The organism is Microcoleus sp. CAWBG640 (genome assembly GCF_020883015.1).
In the GTDB taxonomy this organism is placed as follows: domain Bacteria; phylum Cyanobacteriota; class Cyanobacteriia; order Cyanobacteriales; family Microcoleaceae; genus Microcoleus; species Microcoleus anatoxicus.
In genome coordinates, this window is sequence record NZ_JAHRFC010000005.1 from 152,280 (window position 1) to 172,682 (window position 20,403).

General features: G+C 44.2%; 18 protein-coding genes. 8 read left to right on the forward strand and 10 right to left on the reverse strand.

Annotation, left to right across the window (positions count from 1 at the left end):
• Complete coding sequence (locus AAFP11_RS04715) at positions 1 to 639, forward strand: hypothetical protein (protein WP_341735971.1); 639 nt, start codon at positions 1 to 3, stop codon at positions 637 to 639.
• Between the two features lie 234 nt (positions 640 to 873).
• Here AAFP11_RS04715 and AAFP11_RS04720 read toward each other — a convergent pair whose 3' ends face one another.
• From AAFP11_RS04720 to AAFP11_RS04730, 3 genes are all read right to left on the reverse strand, one after another.
• Positions 874 to 1,413: an IS630 family transposase gene (locus AAFP11_RS04720; RefSeq protein ID WP_341735972.1), complete on the reverse strand. Its 540-nt coding sequence runs from the start codon at positions 1,411 to 1,413 to the stop codon at positions 874 to 876.
• Positions 1,410 to 1,838, reverse strand: a complete 429-nt coding sequence (locus tag AAFP11_RS04725; RefSeq protein WP_341735973.1) for a hypothetical protein — start codon at positions 1,836 to 1,838, stop codon at positions 1,410 to 1,412. Before AAFP11_RS04725 ends, AAFP11_RS04720 begins: the two co-directional genes overlap by 4 nt.
• A gap of 133 nt (positions 1,839 to 1,971) precedes the next feature.
• A complete protein-coding gene (locus tag AAFP11_RS04730; protein ID WP_341735974.1) occupies positions 1,972 to 2,811 on the reverse strand; it encodes a pentapeptide repeat-containing protein in 840 nt (279 codons plus the stop codon).
• A gap of 226 nt (positions 2,812 to 3,037) precedes the next feature.
• Here AAFP11_RS04730 and AAFP11_RS04735 point away from each other — a divergent pair, with 226 nt between their 5' ends.
• The 4 genes from AAFP11_RS04735 to AAFP11_RS04750 all read left to right on the forward strand — a co-directional run bounded on the left by AAFP11_RS04735 (position 3,038) and on the right by AAFP11_RS04750 (position 9,371).
• Entirely contained in the window at positions 3,038 to 3,778 is a 741-nt protein-coding gene (locus tag AAFP11_RS04735; protein ID WP_341735975.1) for a hypothetical protein, read from the forward strand.
• Positions 3,779 to 4,552: 774 nt separating this feature from the next.
• Positions 4,553 to 5,557 (forward strand): RNA polymerase sigma factor, RpoD/SigA family, encoded by a 1,005-nt coding sequence (locus tag AAFP11_RS04740; protein ID WP_341735976.1) that lies wholly within the window; start codon positions 4,553 to 4,555, stop codon positions 5,555 to 5,557.
• Between the two features lie 304 nt (positions 5,558 to 5,861).
• Positions 5,862 to 6,545: a hypothetical protein gene (locus tag AAFP11_RS04745; RefSeq protein WP_341735977.1), complete on the forward strand. Its 684-nt coding sequence runs from the start codon at positions 5,862 to 5,864 to the stop codon at positions 6,543 to 6,545.
• A gap of 246 nt (positions 6,546 to 6,791) precedes the next feature.
• Positions 6,792 to 9,371, forward strand: coding sequence for a CHASE4 domain-containing protein (locus AAFP11_RS04750; RefSeq protein ID WP_341735978.1), 2,580 nt, complete (start codon positions 6,792 to 6,794; stop codon positions 9,369 to 9,371).
• A 35-nt stretch (positions 9,372 to 9,406) separates the two neighbouring features.
• On the opposite strand, the gene cobO is transcribed toward AAFP11_RS04750, so the two are convergent.
• From cobO to AAFP11_RS04765, 3 genes are all read right to left on the reverse strand, one after another.
• Complete coding sequence (gene cobO / locus AAFP11_RS04755) at positions 9,407 to 10,030, reverse strand: cob(I)yrinic acid a,c-diamide adenosyltransferase (protein WP_341735979.1); 624 nt, start codon at positions 10,028 to 10,030, stop codon at positions 9,407 to 9,409.
• 236 nt (positions 10,031 to 10,266) lie between these two features.
• On the reverse strand, positions 10,267 to 10,845 hold the full coding sequence (locus tag AAFP11_RS04760) for a Uma2 family endonuclease (protein ID WP_341735980.1): 579 nt from the start codon (positions 10,843 to 10,845) through the stop codon (positions 10,267 to 10,269).
• A gap of 143 nt (positions 10,846 to 10,988) precedes the next feature.
• The gene (locus AAFP11_RS04765) at positions 10,989 to 11,423 is read right to left on the reverse strand and encodes a hypothetical protein (RefSeq protein WP_341735981.1); all 435 of its coding nucleotides are present in this window, start codon (positions 11,421 to 11,423) and stop codon (positions 10,989 to 10,991) included.
• A 292-nt stretch (positions 11,424 to 11,715) separates the two neighbouring features.
• Between AAFP11_RS04765 and glp the strand changes: the two genes are divergently transcribed.
• The 3 genes from glp (at position 11,716) to rimM (ending at position 14,354) form a co-directional block, all read left to right on the forward strand.
• Entirely contained in the window at positions 11,716 to 12,990 is a 1,275-nt protein-coding gene (gene glp, locus AAFP11_RS04770; RefSeq protein WP_341735982.1) for a gephyrin-like molybdotransferase Glp, read from the forward strand.
• A 10-nt stretch (positions 12,991 to 13,000) separates the two neighbouring features.
• Positions 13,001 to 13,633 carry a response regulator transcription factor gene (locus AAFP11_RS04775; RefSeq protein WP_341735983.1) on the forward strand — a complete coding sequence of 211 codons (633 nt, stop codon included), beginning with the start codon at positions 13,001 to 13,003 and terminating at the stop codon, positions 13,631 to 13,633.
• Between the two features lie 79 nt (positions 13,634 to 13,712).
• Positions 13,713 to 14,354 (forward strand): ribosome maturation factor RimM, encoded by a 642-nt coding sequence (gene rimM, locus AAFP11_RS04780; protein ID WP_341735984.1) that lies wholly within the window; start codon positions 13,713 to 13,715, stop codon positions 14,352 to 14,354.
• Between the two features lie 215 nt (positions 14,355 to 14,569).
• Here the strand turns inward: rimM and AAFP11_RS04785 are convergent, their stop codons facing one another.
• The 4 genes from AAFP11_RS04785 to AAFP11_RS04800 form a co-directional block, all read right to left on the reverse strand.
• Positions 14,570 to 15,028, reverse strand: coding sequence for a phosphate-starvation-inducible PsiE family protein (locus AAFP11_RS04785; protein WP_341735985.1), 459 nt, complete (start codon positions 15,026 to 15,028; stop codon positions 14,570 to 14,572).
• Between the two features lie 259 nt (positions 15,029 to 15,287).
• On the reverse strand, positions 15,288 to 15,599 hold the full coding sequence (locus AAFP11_RS04790) for an RNA-binding protein (RefSeq protein WP_341735986.1): 312 nt from the start codon (positions 15,597 to 15,599) through the stop codon (positions 15,288 to 15,290).
• Between the two features lie 373 nt (positions 15,600 to 15,972).
• Positions 15,973 to 18,156 carry a nitrate reductase gene (locus AAFP11_RS04795; protein ID WP_341735987.1) on the reverse strand — a complete coding sequence of 728 codons (2,184 nt, stop codon included), beginning with the start codon at positions 18,154 to 18,156 and terminating at the stop codon, positions 15,973 to 15,975.
• Between the two features lie 90 nt (positions 18,157 to 18,246).
• Positions 18,247 to 20,217 carry a nitrate ABC transporter ATP-binding protein gene (locus AAFP11_RS04800; protein WP_341735988.1) on the reverse strand — a complete coding sequence of 657 codons (1,971 nt, stop codon included), beginning with the start codon at positions 20,215 to 20,217 and terminating at the stop codon, positions 18,247 to 18,249.
• Between the last annotated feature and the right edge of the window lie 186 nt (positions 20,218 to 20,403).

Below are 20,403 nucleotides of genomic sequence, written 5' to 3' on the forward strand. Positions count from 1 at the left end.
TTGAGCTTATTAGGTATTAACTCTCAAGCTCAAAATTATCAACCCAATTATGCTCTAAAATTAGGTGCGGGCGAGAGCATTACGCACAATCGCTTTGTTGTACCTGATTGGGGAAATTTACGATTTGATATTCATGCCCCAGTTGCTCGTGGTAAACTGCGTGTTACACTGGAAACACTTGATGGTAAATATAAAGAGACAAACGAAATATACCTAGCCAAAGAACTTCAAATACCTACACCTAACGGTATGACTGATGTTTCTCAGGTTACGAGCGCCTACTTAAATAACGTTAATGCAGTAGGATTTGGTCGAGACGGTTTTGAAACTTTTCAGATGAACTTGCAAACTAGAAACGATATCACAAAACAGTATCGAGGACAACCAGCTATTTTGAGGTTTGAATTAGAAGGGGGTGAACCCGTTTACCTAGATAATGTTTTCTTTAAGAGCGATTCTCTTAATTTTGGTAATCCCACTGAAGCTAGATGGGATATGAACGAACCTGCTCAAAATCCTTATCAAACCAATTTATTGCTTGAGAAACCACAGTACACATCGTCTCATAATGCTGTCACTGGATTACCTAACTGGGTTAGTTGGCAAGTTGACAATACTTGGAGTCTTGGCGTTAATTAGACGAGTCCGCCCCAACTTAAAGTTAGCCCATCTCAGATCTGCCCGGCTGAGATTAATATCAATGAAACAAGGCCAGTCAAGACGAGCGTATTTTAAATCAATCCCTATAAAGTTTCGCTCTCCGGCTCTATACCGTTGAATCATATCAGAGCCAGCGATGAGTCCCTTAGCAATTTCTTGAATATTCATAATTATTGTCTAAATTAGTTTACATCTTGAATTATATAGCCTTTCTCAGGTAGATGAGGTACAATAACAGCAGTGAGTAAACCAATTCCAGAAGTCTTGCTCCTCAACTTGCTCAAAGGCTCTCGTTATTGCTTCAGACAATGCTTTATAAGTTCTCGCACCCAAAGTACGGAGAATGCCTTTAACCTTAGACCAGAAATTTTCAATTGGGGAGAAATCCGGAGAATATGGGGGTAAAAATATTAACCTTGCCCCCGCTTTTTTAATGGCTTTTTCTATTTCTTCCCCTTTGTGAATGCCATAGTTGTCCATTAATACACAAGCACCTTTCCAGAGTTGGGGAACGAGTTTTCTGATAATAAAAGCCTCGAAAGTAATGCCATCTATTGAACCTACTAAATTCACGGATGTTAAAACTTTTTTGACGGATATTGCTCCCAATATCGATACATTTTTGCCACGTCTATTCGGTTTGGGTCCCCTAGCTCTTGAACCTTTTAACGATCGGGCATACAACCTAACCATAGCTAGATTCACCCCGGACTCATCAATAAAGATTAAGTCCTGTACGTTCAGGTTGTTCACTTGTTTCCAGAACTCATATCGGAGGTTTTGAACTCTTTCACTGCCCTTGGCTGACGGAAAGAGCGTTTTTTTTTGAAAGTCATTTTCAACCGTTGGGTCATTCTTCCCATTGTGGCTCGGCTGACAGTAACACCGATTTTTTCGTGGAGTAATTCGCAGAGTTCTTCGAGAGTAGCATCGTTTTCGTAAACATTAATTATTTTTTGCCGCAAGTCAACAGAGTAAAATTTCATTTTTGATTGATGTCTGATATTTTTTGTGATCTGCGCGATCGACTGCACTAGCCCGATCGACTGCACTAGCCCGATCAACTGCACTAGCCCGATCAACTGCACTAGCCCGATCAACTGCACTAGCCCGATCAACTGCACTAGCCCGATCGACTGCACTAGCCCGATCGACTGCACTAGCCCGATCGACTGCACTAATCCGATTGGCTGCTAGTCAACCCTGGTTCGCGTCCACGCGGGGCGTATACTCACCGATTGAATTATAGCGAACTGATTTTTGTTATTTTATATTTTCCAGCTAATTCGCGTTGGTCATATTGTACCTCATCTACCTGAGAAAGGCTATACTCTCGGTTAACCCAGCTCCCGTCAAGTCAGCTCCACTCAAATTGGCAAACTCAAAAACCGATTGGAAAATGCGGGTTTCCCGCAAAATAGCATTACTCAAATCTGCTCCTTCAAAATGACTCTCACCCAAATCGACCCTAGTCAAGTCAGCCCCGCGCAAAATCACTCCCTCCATGTAGAGACCAATATCTTGGATGCTACTGTTACGCAAAATAATGCCACTTAAATCCAAGCCTTTAAATTGTCCGAGATCCCAATGCTCGCCGGGAGCAATATCATCCCTCTCCACCATAAAACCGCTAAAATTTCTTTCCCCTGCGGCATATCGACTGATGATTTCTCGAAATCGAATCTTTGGCATTTTGAAAATAGCAGTATCTATTTGTGCGCCCTGAAAGTTAGCACCTTCGATAACCGCATCCACCAAGAATGTGTTGCTGAAATTAGCTCCTGTACAATTAGTTTCAAGAAAATATACATTACTCAAATCAGCTCCCCACAAATTAGCATGACTGAGATTGGCACCGCTCAGGTTAATTTCTAGTAAATCAGCATCATTTAGGTCAGCGTGTTCCAGGTTAGCGTTGCTGAGGTTGGAGTGAATGAGGCTGGCAGCGCTCAAGTTCGCCCTCTCTAGGTTGGCTCCACTAAGATTCGCTTCCCTCAGATTAACGCCACTCAAGTTGGCATTAATCAAATTAGCATTGGCGAGATTGATCTCAAGGAGATTTGCCTTGTTCAAATCGACACCACTGAGGTCAACCCCAGCAAAAATTCTTTCTCCAGCAGCATATAGTCGGAGCAATTCTTCAGCATTCATAAATTATCTATTCAATTAATTTAACTTCTGAATTATAGTACAATCATCCTCTGACCTGACTCCTACTCTGAAATGGAAATTCGCTTGTGAGCGGTAATACACCGGAAAACAAACGTTTCCCTTGTATAGTAAGCGCTCCAGCCGTGGCACCCTACAGACCTCGTTAGTGGTTTAAATGCGTAACAGCTTAATTGATATACCGCAGTAATCTCAAATCACAAATCCAATGATAGAATTAATTCACGATCGCTTTGCCAAAGAATATCTCACAACTTTACTATCTACCATCGGCACGGTTCATGTCCATCGATGCACCAATTCAAATGATGGGGAAATAAATCAAGAAAAACCAGAAACAGAAGTGATTCACAATCGCTTTGCCAAAAACTTATTACAGGAATTATTGTCTCCCCTGGGAACGGTTAATGTTAAGCGCGATGTCATTTCAGAAATCCGCGAAATCCCTATTTACTTTACTCAAACCACTTCCCAACCGCAACATATCGAAAATTTGGGACTATTGGGGACAATGGCCAGCCAGACAGCAATTTTTGAACCTTTGGGCAACCCAATTATCAAAAATGATATGTGGGATTGTATGGGCAAATACCTCAAGCTACGTGTTGAATTAGAAGAGAAATTCAAAAAAGAAAATATTCCCTGGGATCTATCTGCATTCCCAATGCTTTGGATTCTGACTCCTACGGCTTCAGACAATTTTTTAACAGGATTTGGGGCTTTCCCAGACGAAGCAAATTGGATGAAGGGAATGTATTTTTTGCCATCTGCTTTTCGATCGGCAATTGTCGTCATTCATGAATTGCCAGAAATATCGGAAACTCTATGGTTGAGGATGTTGGGCAGAGGAGAAGTGCAGCAGCGGGCGATCGCCGAATTAACAAATTTAGCGGTAGATCACCCTCTGCGAATTAGTGCATTAGAATTAATATCAAAAAATTCGGTTTAAAACTTCCTCCATAAGGATGGCTTTTTTTACCAAAGTGCCTACTAACTGAAAAAGTAAAATAAAATGATTCCCAAGGGAGGTGTAAGGAGCTTTTACCCCTCACCCTCTCACCCCTCATCCATAAATGTTTGAATAAAGTTAAGTATTGTTGAGCCGATCGCCATAATTAAACTTAAACAACTCAACAGCTAGCTTTCATATTGATCTTAGTCTCACCCCCTCACCCCCTCACCCTGTTTCACCCCCTCACCCCTTCACCCCCTCACCCATTCTTGCCATACTACGACGCGATCGGGTTCGGTTATCTCACATCCCAGCATCTAGGCAGCACGAAAATTTCAAGCGATGATAGATACATAGAGCAAAAAAAACCTCTCGATTTGCATGAGTCTGTTTGCATGAGTATTGTGAAGTGGAATTACGGTCAAAAGTAGCAGGGAATTTAAAACCTTAAGGAAAAATGTAGAATGTTCACCTTAAGACAGAGGTTTTCGCCCTTTACTAACCTCAAAATTTGGAATAATATTGAGCAAAGTAAACTGAAATTCACTTCGCCTTGAACTAGCCGTTAAAGCTAGCGAGTTACCGAAAATCAACGAGGATTGCTGGAAAATCAAGCTTAAAAGTAATCCCCAACAAAAAGCTTCTACCGATCGTTACCGATGAACAGGAGGGGAAACATCTCCCCCTGTAGCAGTCCGTATCCCACTTGCAAAAGTGGGACAGGGTATCACCAACTTTTTATCTGTTGTTACAAGGAGTGCAATACTCACCATGTCCACCACGACCCCTAAAACCAAAACAGTGAAAGCCGATCGCACTAGCACTCGGTCATACTCCTCAACGGATACGGTTCGTACCTATCTGCACGAGATCGGTCGCGTGCCACTACTCACCCGAGAAGAAGAAATCATTTTAGGGAAGCAAGTGCAGCAAATGATGAAATTAATTGAAGCAAAACAAGCACTTGCTAAAGAATGGCAGCGGGATCTGACTCCCGAAGAGTGGGCCGCCGAAATGGAGTTGACCGAAGCTGAACTGAGCCGGATATTGCACGTAGGACGGCGCGCCAAACAAAAGATGATTGAAGCGAATTTGCGTCTAGTAGTCGCGATCGCCAAAAAATACCAGAAACGCAACATGGAATTCTTGGATTTAATTCAAGAAGGCACCCTCGGTTTAGAACGAGGAGTCGAAAAATTTGACCCGATGCGGGGATACAAATTTTCTACCTACGCCTACTGGTGGATTCGGCAAGCAATTACCCGTGCGATCGCCCAACACGCCCGCACCATTCGCTTACCCATTCACATCACCGAAAAACTCAACAAAATCAAAAAAGTGCAGCGGGAACTCACCCAACAATTGGGCCGGTCTCCCACACCAACAGAAATTGCCGACTTGTTGGAACTGCACCCATCCCAGATTCGGGAATACCTACTAATGTCTAGGCATCCAGTTTCCTTGGACTTGCGGGTAGGAGACAACCAAGATACCGAACTGCAAGAACTTCTAGAAGACGAAACCGCATCTCCCGACAATTACATTACTTCAGAATTGTTGCGGCAAGACCTCGATACTTTGATATCAGAACTTACGCCTCAGCAACGAGATGTCATAATTCTGCGCTTCGGTTTAGAAGACGGCATAGAAATGTCTCTAGCAAAAGTTGGAGAACGGCTCAATCTCAGCCGGGAACGGGTGAGGCAACTAGAACATCAAGCCCTCGCCCACCTCCGACGCCGCCAAGCTCAAGTCCGAGAATACCTAGCTAGCTAGCACCTAAAAGAGTTTAGATTATCCCCAAAATCTAAACTCTTTTTACCGATGGGTGCTGGGGTTGGGATATTGTTATTTCAATGGTAAGTAAATCCACTTAATTAAACGTAAAATACGGATGACCGAAAAGCTGACTGCATAAGTCTTCTTCCTTCTTCCTGAATTTCCCCCATCCCCCCTTGGGGGGGGTAGGGGGGGGTGATATCAAATCCGGTAACATCGTCCTGTATTCATCTCTCTTATCTCCCTCTGTGTTCTCTGCGTTCTAGTAAGGTTAAATCATTCCGATGCAGCCGGAAACGATATGACTTCTTCCTTCTTCCTTCTTCCTTCTACTTATATCGCCAAATTTGTCAACCCAAATCTTGCACTTATTTTAAATGTGATACTTATAGCCACCTTGTCGGTAATTAAGACATTTTTACTTCCTGAAATCATTAATTTTATTGCATTTTCAAATCGACTTTTGCCTTCGGCATTCTGCTACAGTGTCAGTCTACAACTATGGGCGATCGCCCTTGCCTTTTCCCCCAGTAACTTCAGCCACCCATTCCCTGCTGCGCAACTCCTAGTAGGCCAGTCAACTCCAGATGGGGCACAGGAGAGGGAGTTAAAACCCGTTGTGGGCGATCGAACTGTCCCAAATTCAACGCCCGATGCAGCTAGGATAGACGCCACACAGAGTATTTACCTCTACGGTCAGTCTGCTGAGCCAGAACAAATTAAACAAGAGTATTTTGTATTTGAAGTGCGTCAGGGCAAGTTAGTCGGCGCTTTTTACCTACCTCGCTCTGCTTTTTACTGTTTTTACGGCAGTATAGAGGTAAATCAGTTAAATTTAACAGTAGTAGATACCTACGATGGGAGTCGCTCTCCCTACTCGGTAAACCTGCAACAGTATCACCACATTTCCACCGTCAGTGACAACGATCGGCGAATCTTGGGCATTTGCAAGAGAGCTCACCAGGACGAAGTGTGGGGAAAGTAGCCCCGGCATTACCATCTGAGTCAGCGGAAAGTTGGTTCTCTCAAAAATGCTGACAAACCCCGTTAATTCCTGGATGCTTCCTGGTCAAATTCCTGATTTTTCCTAAAAACGGCTTTCTCGATCGATATAATCGCTCTCATGGGAATACCTGAAGTCACAATATTTAAACTGTATACTGCTTAACAAGTCAAACTTGGGCAAACCAGCAGTCATAGTTCAACTAACTGCGGTAAAGTTGCTCCTAAGTTGAAACTTTCAGACCGACAAACTATACTCGGCAACATGAAACTGCGTCGGAAGACACTATCTATAGTTGGGATTACCATTGCTGGATTGACTGGTGTTCTGTACGCCACATCCTCAACCATCCTGTTGCGCAGCTTAGTCAAAGCCGAAGAACAAGAAGCCACTCAGGTTGTCCAAGGAGTGCTCAATGTCTTCAGTCAAACCGCAGATGACTTCAACTCCCGCTTTGCAGACTGGTCAGCGTGGGATGATACCTATGTTTTCATCCAAAATCGCAACAAAGAATTCATTGCCTCAAATCTAGTACCAGAAGGGTTGGCTAATTTGAGAGTTAATATTGCCATATTTGTCAATACTTCTGGCAAGATTGTCTACGGTACTGGTTTAGACACCAAAAAGCTGCAACTAAGACCTGTTCCAGAGACATTAAAACAGCACATTTCTCTAAAAGACCCATTGTTGCAGCACCCCAACGCCGACAGCAGCCTAGCTGGTGTCATGTTGGTGCCTTCCGGGCCAATGCTGATTAGTTCCCGACCAATTGTTACTACTAAAAGCACAGGACCGATTCGAGGGACCCTGCTGTTTGGGCGAAATTTGGACGCTGTTGGCATTGCGAAGCTTTCTAAAATAACTCGCCTACCGTTGATTGTACACAGTATTAATGAGCCGGACTTGCCTGCTGACTTCCAAAAAGCGCGGGCGAAATTTTCGGGAAAAAAATCGATTTTTGTGCGTGCTGTGAACGAAGACTCGATCGCGGGTTACGCTTTAGTCCATGATATTTACAACCAACCCGCGCTGATATTACGGGTGGACATCCCCAGAGAAACCTATCGCCAAGGTCAAAAAAGTCTGCTATATCTTCTGGTGTCTGTAGGGTTGGCGGGAATCGGTTTTATCGGCTGCACTCTCCTGCTGTTGGAGTATCTGGTGCTTTCTCGGCTGAGCGATTTGGGGAAAGGAGTGAATCGCGTCAGTGCTAGCCAAGATTTGTCGCTGCGACTACCGGTGGTTGGTGAAGATGAGTTGTCCGACCTTGCTTATAATATCAATGGAATGCTCAGCGCGATCGCCACCGCTGAAAACGAGCAAATAGAGGAAAAAGCACGGTATCGAGCCGTAGTCGAGCAGGCTACAGACTGTATTTTCCTGTGGGATGCTAAAACCCAACGCCTTTTGGAAGCGAATACAGCATTTAGAAAATTGCTAGATTACAGCCCCGATGTGATTTCGCAACTGACTATTTACGATATAGTGGCCTACTCGAAAGAGCTGATTGACACCAATATTGAGTTCCTACTAGCGGACAAACAATTCCGAATTGGCGAAGTTCTCTACCGTCGCCGAGACGGTTCCTGCGTGGATGTAGAAGTAAGCGGGAGTGTGATTTCCTACGGTGGCCGGGAGATTATTTGCACCGTTGTCCGCGACATTACCGAACGCAAACAGGCTGAAGCCGAACTGCGAGCATCGGAAGAACGCTACCGACTTTTATTTAAAAAAAATCCCCATCCGATGTGGGTTTACGATTTAAAAACTCTTGAATTTATAGCTGTCAATCAGGCGGCTATTGAACACTACGGTTACACTCGCGAGGAGTTTCTCACCATGACAGTTGTGGAAATTATGGCTCCTGAAAATTCACCTAAATTTCTCGAAAATCTACCTCTAGTAGATGGGGAAATAACTTCGATAAGCGTCGGTCAACACCAAAAGAAAAATGGTGAGATTATTGATGTAGAAATTAATTCTTACGAGTTAGTATTTGACAACAGGAAAGCTGAGTTAGTGTTAGCTCAGGACGTTACGGAGCGCTTGCAAGCTGAGACAGAACTTTATCAGGCGAAGGAAGCCGCAGAAGCAGCTAATTTGGCTAAGAGTCAGTTTTTGGCTAATATGAGCCACGAACTGCGAACTCCTCTAAATGCAATTATTGGCTACAGTGAAATTCTACAAGAAGATGCCTTGGAATTGGGGGAAGATGATTTTGTGATAGATTTGGAAAAAATTCACAGTGCAGGGAATCATTTATTAGGATTAATCAATGATATTCTGGATTTATCAAAAATTGAAGCAGGGCGCATGGAACTTGTTTTAGAAACTTTTGACTTGTCGGCTGCTATTCAACAAGTAAAAACAACTATTGAGCCTTTATTTTTGAAGAACAAAAATCGCTTAAACATAGAATTTGAAGTCAATATAGGTGTCATCAACTCTGACCGAACTAAACTTATTCAAATTTTATTAAATTTACTTAGTAATGCAGCTAAGTTTACGCAGAATGGGACAGTGACACTCAGGGTGGAAAGAATTAAAAACGCAGAAAATCCATGGGATTATGACTGTTTAATTTTTAAGTGTATCGATACTGGGATTGGGATGAATGCCCAACAGGTAAAGAAGTTATTTCAACCTTTTACTCAAGCTGATACTTCGACTACCCGCAAGTACGGAGGTACTGGTTTGGGTTTAGCCATAGGCCAGAAATATGCTCAGATGCTGGGGGGAGAAATTACGGTGCAGAGTGAGCTTGGTAAGGGTTCAACTTTTACTGTAATGTTATCCGCTGGGTTATAAATCGAGTGGAGATAGCAGAATTTATCCCACATTGATTAATACTCAATACCTGCCTGAGCTTTAATTCCTTGTTCTCGAAATGGATGCTTAACTAAACTCATTTCTGTCACTAAATCCGCACATTCAATGAGTGCAGAAGGCGCACCTCTACCTGTCAAAATAACATGAGTATTTTCGGGTTTTTGTTCTAATCCTGCTAATACTTGTTCTATTTGCAAATAACCCAGCTTTAATGCTATATTAACTTCATCTAGGAGGACTAATCGGAATTCGGGATTGCAGATAAAAGTTAGAGCTTTATTCCAGGCTTTTTGAGCTGTTTCGATATCTCTGTCCCTGTCTTGCGTATCCCAGGTAAAGCCTTCTCCCATGGCATGAAATTCTAGCTGATTTTCCCACATTTCAAACACGGCTTTTTCTGCTGGTTCCCAGGCTCCCTTGATAAATTGTACTATGGCGACGCGATATCCGTGACCGAGCGATCGCACTACCATACCCAAAGCAGCGGTAGTTTTCCCTTTCCCGTTACCAGTATTGACTATAATTAAACCTTTTTCTTTTGATGAATTAGCGATGCGCTCAGATTGGACTTCTTGGCGGCGGCGCATTTTCTGCTTGTATTGTTCCGCTGTTAGGGAATTTGTGTCTTTAGTTTCCATTGGATTTTTTTAACGCAGATGAATGCAAATAAATGCTGATACAGCCAGTCTTGCAGGAGTTGTGAAAAAAAAGTTTTAAACGAACCGCGAAGACGCGAAGAACGCGAAGAACGGAAAGAGAATAGAGTTTCACGACTCACTAGATATATCCCAAAAAGATAGTCAATAACAGGCAGGATGCCTGTTCCACAACAATTAATTATGGGAGAGGTCTATTATAGATGCCAGATTTATGGTTATTGCCACACTAGCTGCAAGTTTAGCACGAAACCGGGCAGAACATCCTCTCCTGATAGTTCTGCGGGAGATTCCAGTATTTCTACTGCTTGTCCTTGACGGTAGATTTCGACTCTGCGGGTTTTGCGGTTAATTAACCAGCCTAATTTTACTCTATTATTCATGTATTCTTGCATTTTGTCTTGGGTTTGTTTGAGACTGTCTGTCGGTGACATTAATTCCAAGACAAAATCTGGGGCTATCGGAGGAAATTTTTGTTTTTCTTCGGCAGTTAGTGCGTCCCATCTTTCTTGTTTAATCCAAGAGACATCGGGAGAACGATTTGCACCGCTTGGTAATTTGAAGCAAGTTGAAGAATCGAAACAAATTCCCAGTTTGGTTTGTCGGTTCCAAATTCCAAAATCCGTTGCTATTTCAAAATTGTAACTTCCGGTTTCTCCTCCAGTCGGTGACATGACGATTATTTCTCCTTGGGCGTTGCGTTCAAATTTGACATCGGGGTTTTGGCGACACAGTTGATAAAATTGGTCATCGGTGATTTGGGCGATCGCATTAAAGTTGATGGTGGCTGCTATCATGGTATTTTATAGGGATGCGTTGGATTTTTTGGGACGCAGATGAATGACGATGCAGATACTGTAAATATTAATCTGGTAAAAAGGTTTTGAGTTGACTTTTTGTCCTTACCTATTCTATTGTATCACATGATTATACTTTGTTTTCAGTCGATTGATAGAGCAGTTTTTTGCAGTAAACACTTACAGACATACCAATAATAAAAGGCAATGTTGATTTCACTAAACAATTTAGGAACTCCTTCTAGTAAACTGGCAAGTATCTGGTTTTTTAATTTGAGAGTATCAATCCCGATCGCCAAAAACAACAATCCCAAACCAACTAACAATATTTTGTAGGGAGTCAACTGAAGTTCTCGCTGAAAAAACCATCCATAGGAAGACAAAACAATAGCATACAGAAGACATACTCCCAGTTTGGGAATCCCTACCCCTATCATATATATATGGATTCGGTAAATTTCATTTAGCAAAAATCCACCAGTTAACAAGGCAGAAAATAAAATAAATTTATTTCCTAAATTGCGGGGGTGGCTACTTTTTGCTAATCCATAGGTGAAAGTACAAACAATGACTGGCACTGCGCATAAAATCTGGAATGTCCGAGTTAGTAATGCGACATTTGGATTGGGGGAAAAATAAGGGTTAAAGAATAAATCGCTGACTTTAAAACCCGAATATTGAGTGATAATTATCAGCCCTACAACCAGCAATAATGATAAACAGTTTAGTTTGACAACAGAGCGAGAGATAGTCATAAGCACTTTACAGAAAACTGCGATTTGACCGTCGAAGTACAAAAAAATTATATCACTCCACTAGGTCGTTTTTTTGCTAAACTAATGAGAGTGTTATCAAAACCAGGAGACAGTGATGCTGTCAGTGAAAGAAGCAGAAGCGATCGTACTAAATTTAGCCCAACCCCTTGACAATCAGCGGGATGTAGAAACTGTAGACTTGCTGGCTGCATCGGGGCGAGTTTTGGCCGCAACTGTCACAAGTTCCCTGGATTTTCCCTATTGGGATAATTCGGCAATGGATGGCTATGCGGTGCGGTTTGCTGATGTGGAAAATTGCAACAGTGACAAACCTGTCGCCCTTGAGATAGTTGAAGAGATTCCGGCGGGATATCAGCCTCAATATGCTGTACAACCGGGACAAGCGGCGCGGATTTTTACGGGTGGGATGATGCCCGCAGGTGCTGATACGGTGGTAATGCAGGAGGAAACTAGGCGTGAGGGCGATCGCATTTTAATCCTGGTTGCCCCTGGTAAACCTCAAGCTTTTGTCCGCCACAAAGGCGCTTTTTATCAAGCAGGAACTCCTTTATTAAATCCAGGTACTGTTATCAATGCTTCGGAAATGGCAGTGTTAGCAACTGCACAGTGTATTCAAGTGCCGATGTATCGGCGAGTGCGGGTGGCTGTTTTTTCTACTGGGGACGAATTGGTATCACCAGACCAACCTTTGTCACCAGGAAAACTGGTAGACTCAAACCAGTATGCTTTAACCGTTTTGTTGACGCAAATGGGATGTGAAGTGATAAGATTGGGGATAGTTGCCGATAATCAGCAGGAACTAGCAAAGGCAATCAGTAAAGCTATTTTAACAGCCGATGTAGTGCTTTCTACTGGTGGAGTTTCGGTGGGAGAATATGATTATGTTGAGAAAATATTGGCGAATTTGGGAGGAGAAATTTACATTCGTGCTGTAGCGATTAAACCTGGTAAACCTTTAACTGTTGCTAAGTTTAAAGGAGATGAAAACAAATCGGATTCGGCGATGATGAGTTCTGATTGTCTTTATTTTGGTTTGCCGGGAAATCCGGTTTCAGCGTTAGTATGTTGTTGGCGGTTTGTGGTACCTGCTTTGAGAAAGATTGCTGGAATGGGCGCGGATGCTTGGGGGCCGGAGTTGGTGCGGGCTCGATGTCATGTTGAATTGCGATCGCAAGGTCAGCGGGAGACCTATGTTTGGGGTAAATTGTATTTAGTGGCCGGAGTATGGGAATTTGAACCAGCCAGTGGCAGCCAAAATTCAGCGAATTTAATTAACTTGGCAAATACGACTGGTTTGGCAGTTTTGCCACCAACGGAAACCTGGGTTTTAGCAGGGGAATTTGTTGATGTTTTAAAAGTTAGTCATTAGTTATTTAACTATGAAAATTTTAATTATTGAAGACGATCCGATGATGCAACTGGGGCTAGAGCAAGTTTTAGCGGATGCCCCAGATATAGAAATAGTAGGACAAGCAGAAGACGGCTATTTAGGAGTAGCAGCCGCACTGAAACTCAAACCTGATATTATTGTCATGGATATCGGTTTGCCACGGCTGGATGGGATAGCGGCGACGCAACAAATTAAAGCGCAATTACCCGATGTTCGAGTAGTGATGTTGACTTCCCATATGGCAGAAACTGAAATTATTGCATCTCTTTCTAGCGGTGCTGATGCTTATTGTATTAAAGGTGCTTCTGTGGATAGGTTGTTAGCAGCCATCGCGGCCGCGGCAGAGGGGGCTACATACCTCGATCCTCAAATCGCTCGCACTGTGATTGAACATCTTAAACCTCCAGCGCCTGTGTCTACAACTACTTTTGGTCAATTGTCGCAGCGGGAATTGGAGGTGTTAAGGTTGATGGTGGAAGGTAATACTAATCCTGAAATTGCTGCGGCGCTTTATTTGAGTCCAAATACTATTAAAACTCATGTTCGTGGTATTATGAATAAGTTGGCTGTAGACGATCGGGTGCAAGCAGCAGTTGTGGCGCTTAGAACTGGATTGGTTTAAAGTTGGCAGTTGGCAGTTGTCCGTTGGCTAACCAACAATCACAAATAACTACTAACAAATAACACATCACAAATAATCTATGTCTGAGTGGATAGAAATCGGTACAATTGTAGCAGCTCAAGGTTTATACGGGGAAGTGCGAGTATATCCCGATTCTGATTTCCCGGAAAGGTTTGTCGAACCGGGAAAGCGGTGGCTGTTGTTTCCTAATAAAACAGAACCAGAAGCGATCGAATTTTTGGGCGGTCGCTACATTCCGGGCAAAGGATTGTATGCTGTAGAGGTGGCTGGGGTGGAAGACCGGGATGCTGCTGAGGCGCTGCGGGGCTGCAAACTTTTTGTGCAAAAAGGATCGAGACCTTACCTAGAACCAGATGAGTTTTATGTGCAAGATTTGTTTGGGATGGAGGTTTTCAATCAATTAACCGGAGAACTGTTGGGGAAAGTCAGTGATATTATTCCCGCCGGAAATGACCTTTTGGAAGTTGAATTAAATCCCACTGAGGCGATAAAGGCGGCAGAATCGGAAGTAGCAGAAACTGTGTCTGTACAGGTTGAACACAAAGATAGTCGTCGCAAAAAACGTAAAATTCCTCGTGTTAAACCACTCCAAACAAAAAAGGTTTTGATTCCTTTTGTGAAAGAGATAGTTCCAATTGTTGATTTAGAAAAAGGTCGAATTGAAATTGTTCCTCCTTCTGGTTTGTTGGATGAAATTTAAGGAATCAGAAAGTTAAGTGACGGATTTTGTAATATTGTTGACCGTTGCATCGGAATGATTTAACCGCAGAGAACACAGAGGACACAGAGAGAGAATACATAGATGAATAATTCAGATGAAGAGAGGATTTGATATAACGGATTTAAGGAATAAGGAATAAGGAATAAGGAATAAGGAATAAGGTTTAAAGTTCCCTAGACCTAATTCCCGGAATATTAATTATTTCCTTTATTCGTGTATCGGACTATCAAATAACTAATGGAAAGAGCGAAAATTGCTGTAGCTAAACCGATTAAGTCGGCGGCAGTTTTCTTTTCTAAATCGAGAATAATTATTTTACGAGAGACGGCGATTAAAGAAGTGACAATGACTAATTCTACTTGAATGACGTGCTTTTTCAGGTAAGCTGTAATATTTTCTAAGATTTCTAGCGCGATTAAAACATTTAAAAATAACCCAAAGATGACAAATAGCGTGTCTTTTAACAAAGTCTGGGGGTCATTGATTAATTCTTTTGCTACATAAATTAGCAAATCACAAACGCTGATGATAATTACCATAATCATCGCCAGAGATAAAACTTTCGATACGACTACTTCTACATTTTCAGTAAAGTGCAGAAATTGTTCATCGCTGCCGAATTTAGAAAGTTGCCTCAGTATTTTTTTCAGCATACCCGTGACTTAATGATGATTTATTATTGATAATGTCATTGTCTGCTGTTCTTGGCAATCCCCTGTGTCTGGGGTTGCTTGATGAATTTTTGCCATAAAAAATCCTCAAACTATTGCTAAACGACAATATTTTGAGGATTTGAAGACTGGGTGCGATCGCGGAGACAGTTTTCTTTCGTCAATAGAGAAGGATTATTGACTCCTAACTCGCGGCCAGCCTAGGGACAAGCAAGGAAGCTAAAAATTTAGCTTGGATGCTTTAGTAGCGACGAGAAGAGCGATTGTTGCCGCCGCCCCAGTTACCACCGGCATTAGAACCACCACGTTCTTCGCGGGGTTTTGCCTTGTTGACCTTAAGGTCACGACCCATCCATTCAGCACCGTCAAGGGCTTCAATAGCTGCTGTTTCTTCGGCTTCTGTGGACATTTCTACGAAAGCAAAGCCGCGCATCCGACCTGTTTCCCGATCGGCAGGTAACTGAACGCGCTTAACAGTGCCGTATTCTCCGAAAGTTTGGTTGAGGTGCTCCTGCGTAACTTCGTAGGATAAATTGCCGACATAAATTGACATTAAACATTCTCCAGAATTAGAGGGTGTAGAGAATTAAATCCGGAGGAACGCCGATCGAACGAACTATACTGCCGAAAATAAGCCTTATGAATAGATCATAGCACCTATCGCTCCATACTGCAATTATTTGGTGATAGTCGATCGAAAGGCAAAACCAAAAACCACCAAAAACCACCAAAAATCAATCAAACACAACCAATAAAAAAGCAAACAGAACTGAGGCAAAAGCTATGAATAAATAGGGTTTCTGACTCAACGTTGTGGGTTTAAACAGCAAATTTTTGTGCCTATAAATTAGAGTCAGGCCGATCGAAAACCTGGTTGCTTCGATCGGACTTAAAGGTGTAAAGCGGAAAAAATTGAGCTGAAAAAATTAACTCCGCGATCGAGAACTGACTGGAATGGGAGATTGGGTCCAATTAAACTCACCTACTTCCGCTTCAATTTCCGCCCCAACCCTCACCAACTGGACTGCACAAGCTTTTAACTCCGGTTGTTTAGAATCAGGACAACTTTCAGCATGAGTCATGGCGTTGGCTTCGGCGCCTTGGGCCCACAGAGAACCCCAGTGCATTGGTACAAATAGAGTACCAGGGGCGATCGCCTTAGTCACTTTTGCGGGAAACACTCCTTTACCACGGCGCGATCGAACTTCCAACAAATCCCCTTCCTTAATCTTCAAATTAGCAGCATCGCGGGGATGAATTTCCAAAAAGGGTTCCGGGTGCAATTGATTAATTTTGTCGGTTCTACCAGTGCGCGTCATGGTGTGCCAGTGTCCATAAACTCTGCCCGTGGTTAACACAAAAGGATAATTGGGGTCTGGAGGTTCAGCCAGTCCACGGGAATGATAAGCTGAAAATCTCGCCCGCTGGTCGGGAGTTGGGAAACGTGCATCAGTGTAAAGCCGCTTAGCTTCTTTGGCTGAATGCTTGGGTTCATTTTCCCGACAAGGCCACTGCTGAGGGCCTTCTTGGTGCAAGTATTCGTGACTGAGGCCTGTGACGTCGCAGGGCTGGCCCCGCGTTAACTGTACGAACTCTTGGTAAACATCACCACTGTTATTGAAAGCAAACTGTTCGGCAAAACCCAACCTGCGTCCCACCTCAGCGAAAATACTCCAGTCGTCGCGGGCTTCCCCTAAAGGTGTGTCGAAACCGATACAAAGACTAACGCGACGTTCGGAATTGGTCATCACTCCCGTTTTTTCACTCCACTGAGTTGCCGGTAAGAGGATGTGAGCGTAGGCGGAGGTTTCGGTGGGATAGTAAGCTTCTTGATAAACTGTAAAGGGCGATCGCAATAAAGCCGCTTTTGTCCGTTCCAAATCCGGCATACTCACTACCGGATTGGTAGCTGCAATCCACAACATCTCTACTTGGCCGGTTTCCAAACCCAAAATCATCTCCCAAGCAGTGCGGCCTGGATTGGGCGAAATACTTCCGGGTGTCAGACCCCACAATTGCTCTACTTGGGTTCTGTGTTGGGCATTTTTCACAGTTCGATATCCCGGTAATAGGTGAGAAAGTCCCCCTGCTTCCCGCCCTCCCATGGCGTTTGGCTGGCCTGTGAGGGAAAACGGGCCGCATCCCGGTTTGCCGATTTGACCGGTCATCAAGTGCAAATTAATTAGCGATCGCACCTTTGCCGTGCCTTCAGAGGACTGGTTAATGCCCATAGACCACAGAGACAAAACCCGCTGGGACTGTTGCCAATACTTAGCCGCGGTTTCCAAGTCTCCCACAGAAATGCCACAGCGCGAGGCTACGAATTCCGGCGTATAGGTGTTGACAACTTGCACAAACTGCTCGAAATGAACTGTGGATTCTTGAATAAATTTTGGATCTATGCTGTCGCTTTGCAACAGTAAATAGGCAATTCCATTGAGTAAGTCTATATCAGTACCTGGTTTGATTGCCAAGTGCAAATCCGCTGCTTCCGCCGTCGGAGTCCGCCTCGGATCTACCACAATCATCTTGACATGGGGATTTTTTTTATGGTATTTTGCTAAGCGATTGAAAACAATTGGATGGCATTCTGCGGTATTGCTACCAATAATAAAAGCGCAATCTGTTAATTCTAAATCGTCGTAACAGCAAGGCGGCCCGTCAGCACCAAAACTTTGCACGTATCCAGACACTGCTGAAGACATACACAGACGAGAATTGGCATCAAAATTATTAGTTCCCAGACAACCTTTAACCAATTTCTGGGCCACATAATAATCTTCTGTGATGAATTGACCGGAACCATAAACGCAGATACCATCGGTGCCGGTAGTGCTGCGAATTGTTTGGATGCGGTTGACGATCGCATCTAGTGCTTCGTCCCAGCTAGCGCGGCGGAACGGTCGATCGAGAGTATCTCGCATCATCGGATAAAGTAGTCGATCGGTGCGAATTGACTCTGCTACCGTTGCTCCCTTGACACAAACCATGCCCTGACTGGATGGGTGGTTGCGATCGCCCCGGACTTTCCAACCTTGGTTTTTGTCGGGAACAACTTCTAGACCACAACCTACACCGCAGTAAGGGCAAAGAGTTTTGATAGTTTCCATCTGCTAATTTATAGATGCTTGTTTTTTTAAGCTAATAGGTAATTGATAAACCGAATTTTTGCAAAAAACCCGGTATATCTTACCAATTAGCTATTTGCCAGTTTTAACTTCTAATTTACCACCATTACTGGGGCTAAAAGTTACTTGAAATTCAGCAGTTTTTTCAGCACCTGCTGGGGCACCGGCCGGAATTTGCAAAACGGGCAGAGGAGTTTCTTTGACGAAATCTTTAGCTGCTTTATTTGTAGGCTCGAACTGCACTATGTCCCCGTTTTGCTTCACTTTGACTCGATAAGTCAAACTTTCAGTAAAGGTGGGAGTTGTGCTCCAATTTTGGTCAATTTGTGCATATAACTGCTGTCCGATCGCATCGAGTTGCGCTTTGTCCGCAATCTGTGAGGTAGGGCTGGTGGTAGCAGCAGCACTCGGCGCAGTGGTCTTAGCAGCACTAGGTGCGGTGGTAGCAGCAGCACTCGGTGCAGTAGTCGCAACAGCACTCGGTGCAGTGGTCGCAACAGCACTCGGTGCGGTGGTAGCAGCAGCACTCGGTGCAGTGGTCGCAACAGCACTCGGTGCAGTAGTCCCAGCAGCACTCGGTGCAGTGGTTGCAACAGGACTGGGCGCAGTGGTCGCAGCAGCACTAGGCGCGGTTGTCGTAGCAGCAATTGGTGCAGTAGTCGCAACAGGACTGGGCGCAGTGGTCGCAGCAGCACTAGGCGCGGTTGTCGTAGCAGCAATTGGTGCGGTTGTCGCAGCAGCACTCGGTGCAGTGGTAGCAGCAGCACTCGGTGCAGTGGTAGCAGCAGCACTCGGTGCAGTGGTAGCAGCAGGACTCGGCGCGGTGGTAGCAGCAGCACTCGGTGCGGTTGTCGCAGCAATTGGTGCAGCCGGAGTGGGAGGAGAACTAATTACCGCAGCCGCCGGCGCAGTCGGTGCAGTTTCTGCTAATTTTTGTTTTTGCTGACTACCAACATGAGACATATTGACCGCAGCTAAAATACTCATCGCGAATAGCCAAGACACTCCTAGTACAGCGCCTTTGATTCGTGATGCTTCTGAGGGCTCCGAAGCGTGAGGTACAAATTCTGCGGGCGCCAACTTGGTTCTCGACTTTTCCTGCGGAACAGCGGCGGGTCTGAGGGCTGATTCGGGCAAGGGTGGGAGGGCGGTTTCGGTTTCTTCCTCGCCTTCTGTGTGGGCGTAGCGGGAGAACAAGAACTCTAAAGCAAAGTTCCGCAGTTCGTAGTATTTCGGATCTTCCATGATCCGCGTGCGGTTGCGGGGACGGCTGAAGGGAATGTGCATATCTTCCCCGATTTTAGCGGCTGGACCGTTGGTCATCATCACGATGCGATCGGCCAAAAACAAAGCTTCATCGATATCGTGGGTAATCATGATGACGGTAATTTTGTACTCCCGCCAAATTTTGAGCAATTCTTCTTGCAACTCTTCCCGCGTAATCGGGTCTAGAGCTCCGAAGGGTTCGTCTAAAATCAACAGTTTGGGGCGAGTTGCTAGGGCGCGGGCGATCGCAACTCTTTGTTTCATCCCCCCAGACAACTGGCCTGGTCTTTTGTTGCTAGCTTCGGTAAGTCCCACCAATTCTAGGTGTTGCTGAACGATCGCATTGTGTTCCTCTGGGGACTTTTCGGCGTAAACAGTTTCAACGCCGAGGTGGATGTTTTCAGTAGCAGTCAGCCAAGGTAGCAGCGAGTAGTTTTGAAACACTACCATGCGATCGGGTCCAGGTTCAGTAATCCGCGCACCTTCGAGTGTAATCTCTCCTTCTGTCGGCCCGTTGAATCCGGCGATCATGTTGAGTAAAGTAGATTTGCCACAGCCGGAGTGACCGATCAAGCAAATAAATTCACCTTCATTAATCTGGAGGTCTACACCGTCGAGAATTACGGCAGGGCCTTTGGGAGTTTGGTAGACTTTTGATACGTCTTTAATCGACAAAAATGGTGTCGAGGTTTTGTCGTTGCTAGCTTTAGTTGTTTTTTGATTTGGGAGAGTTTGCATATTTTCAGAATGGGGGTTAGGGTTTTCTGGATTAGGCATAGGAAATGGGATGAAAATAGTGCAAGAGTTTTAAGTTGAAGAATTGGAATGGGCATCGGGCCTTTATAGCATCGGCAACAAATAACAAATGACTACTGACTAATGACTACTGACTACTGACTAATGACTACTGACTAATGACTACTGACTACTGACTACTGACTACTGACTACTGACTACTGACTA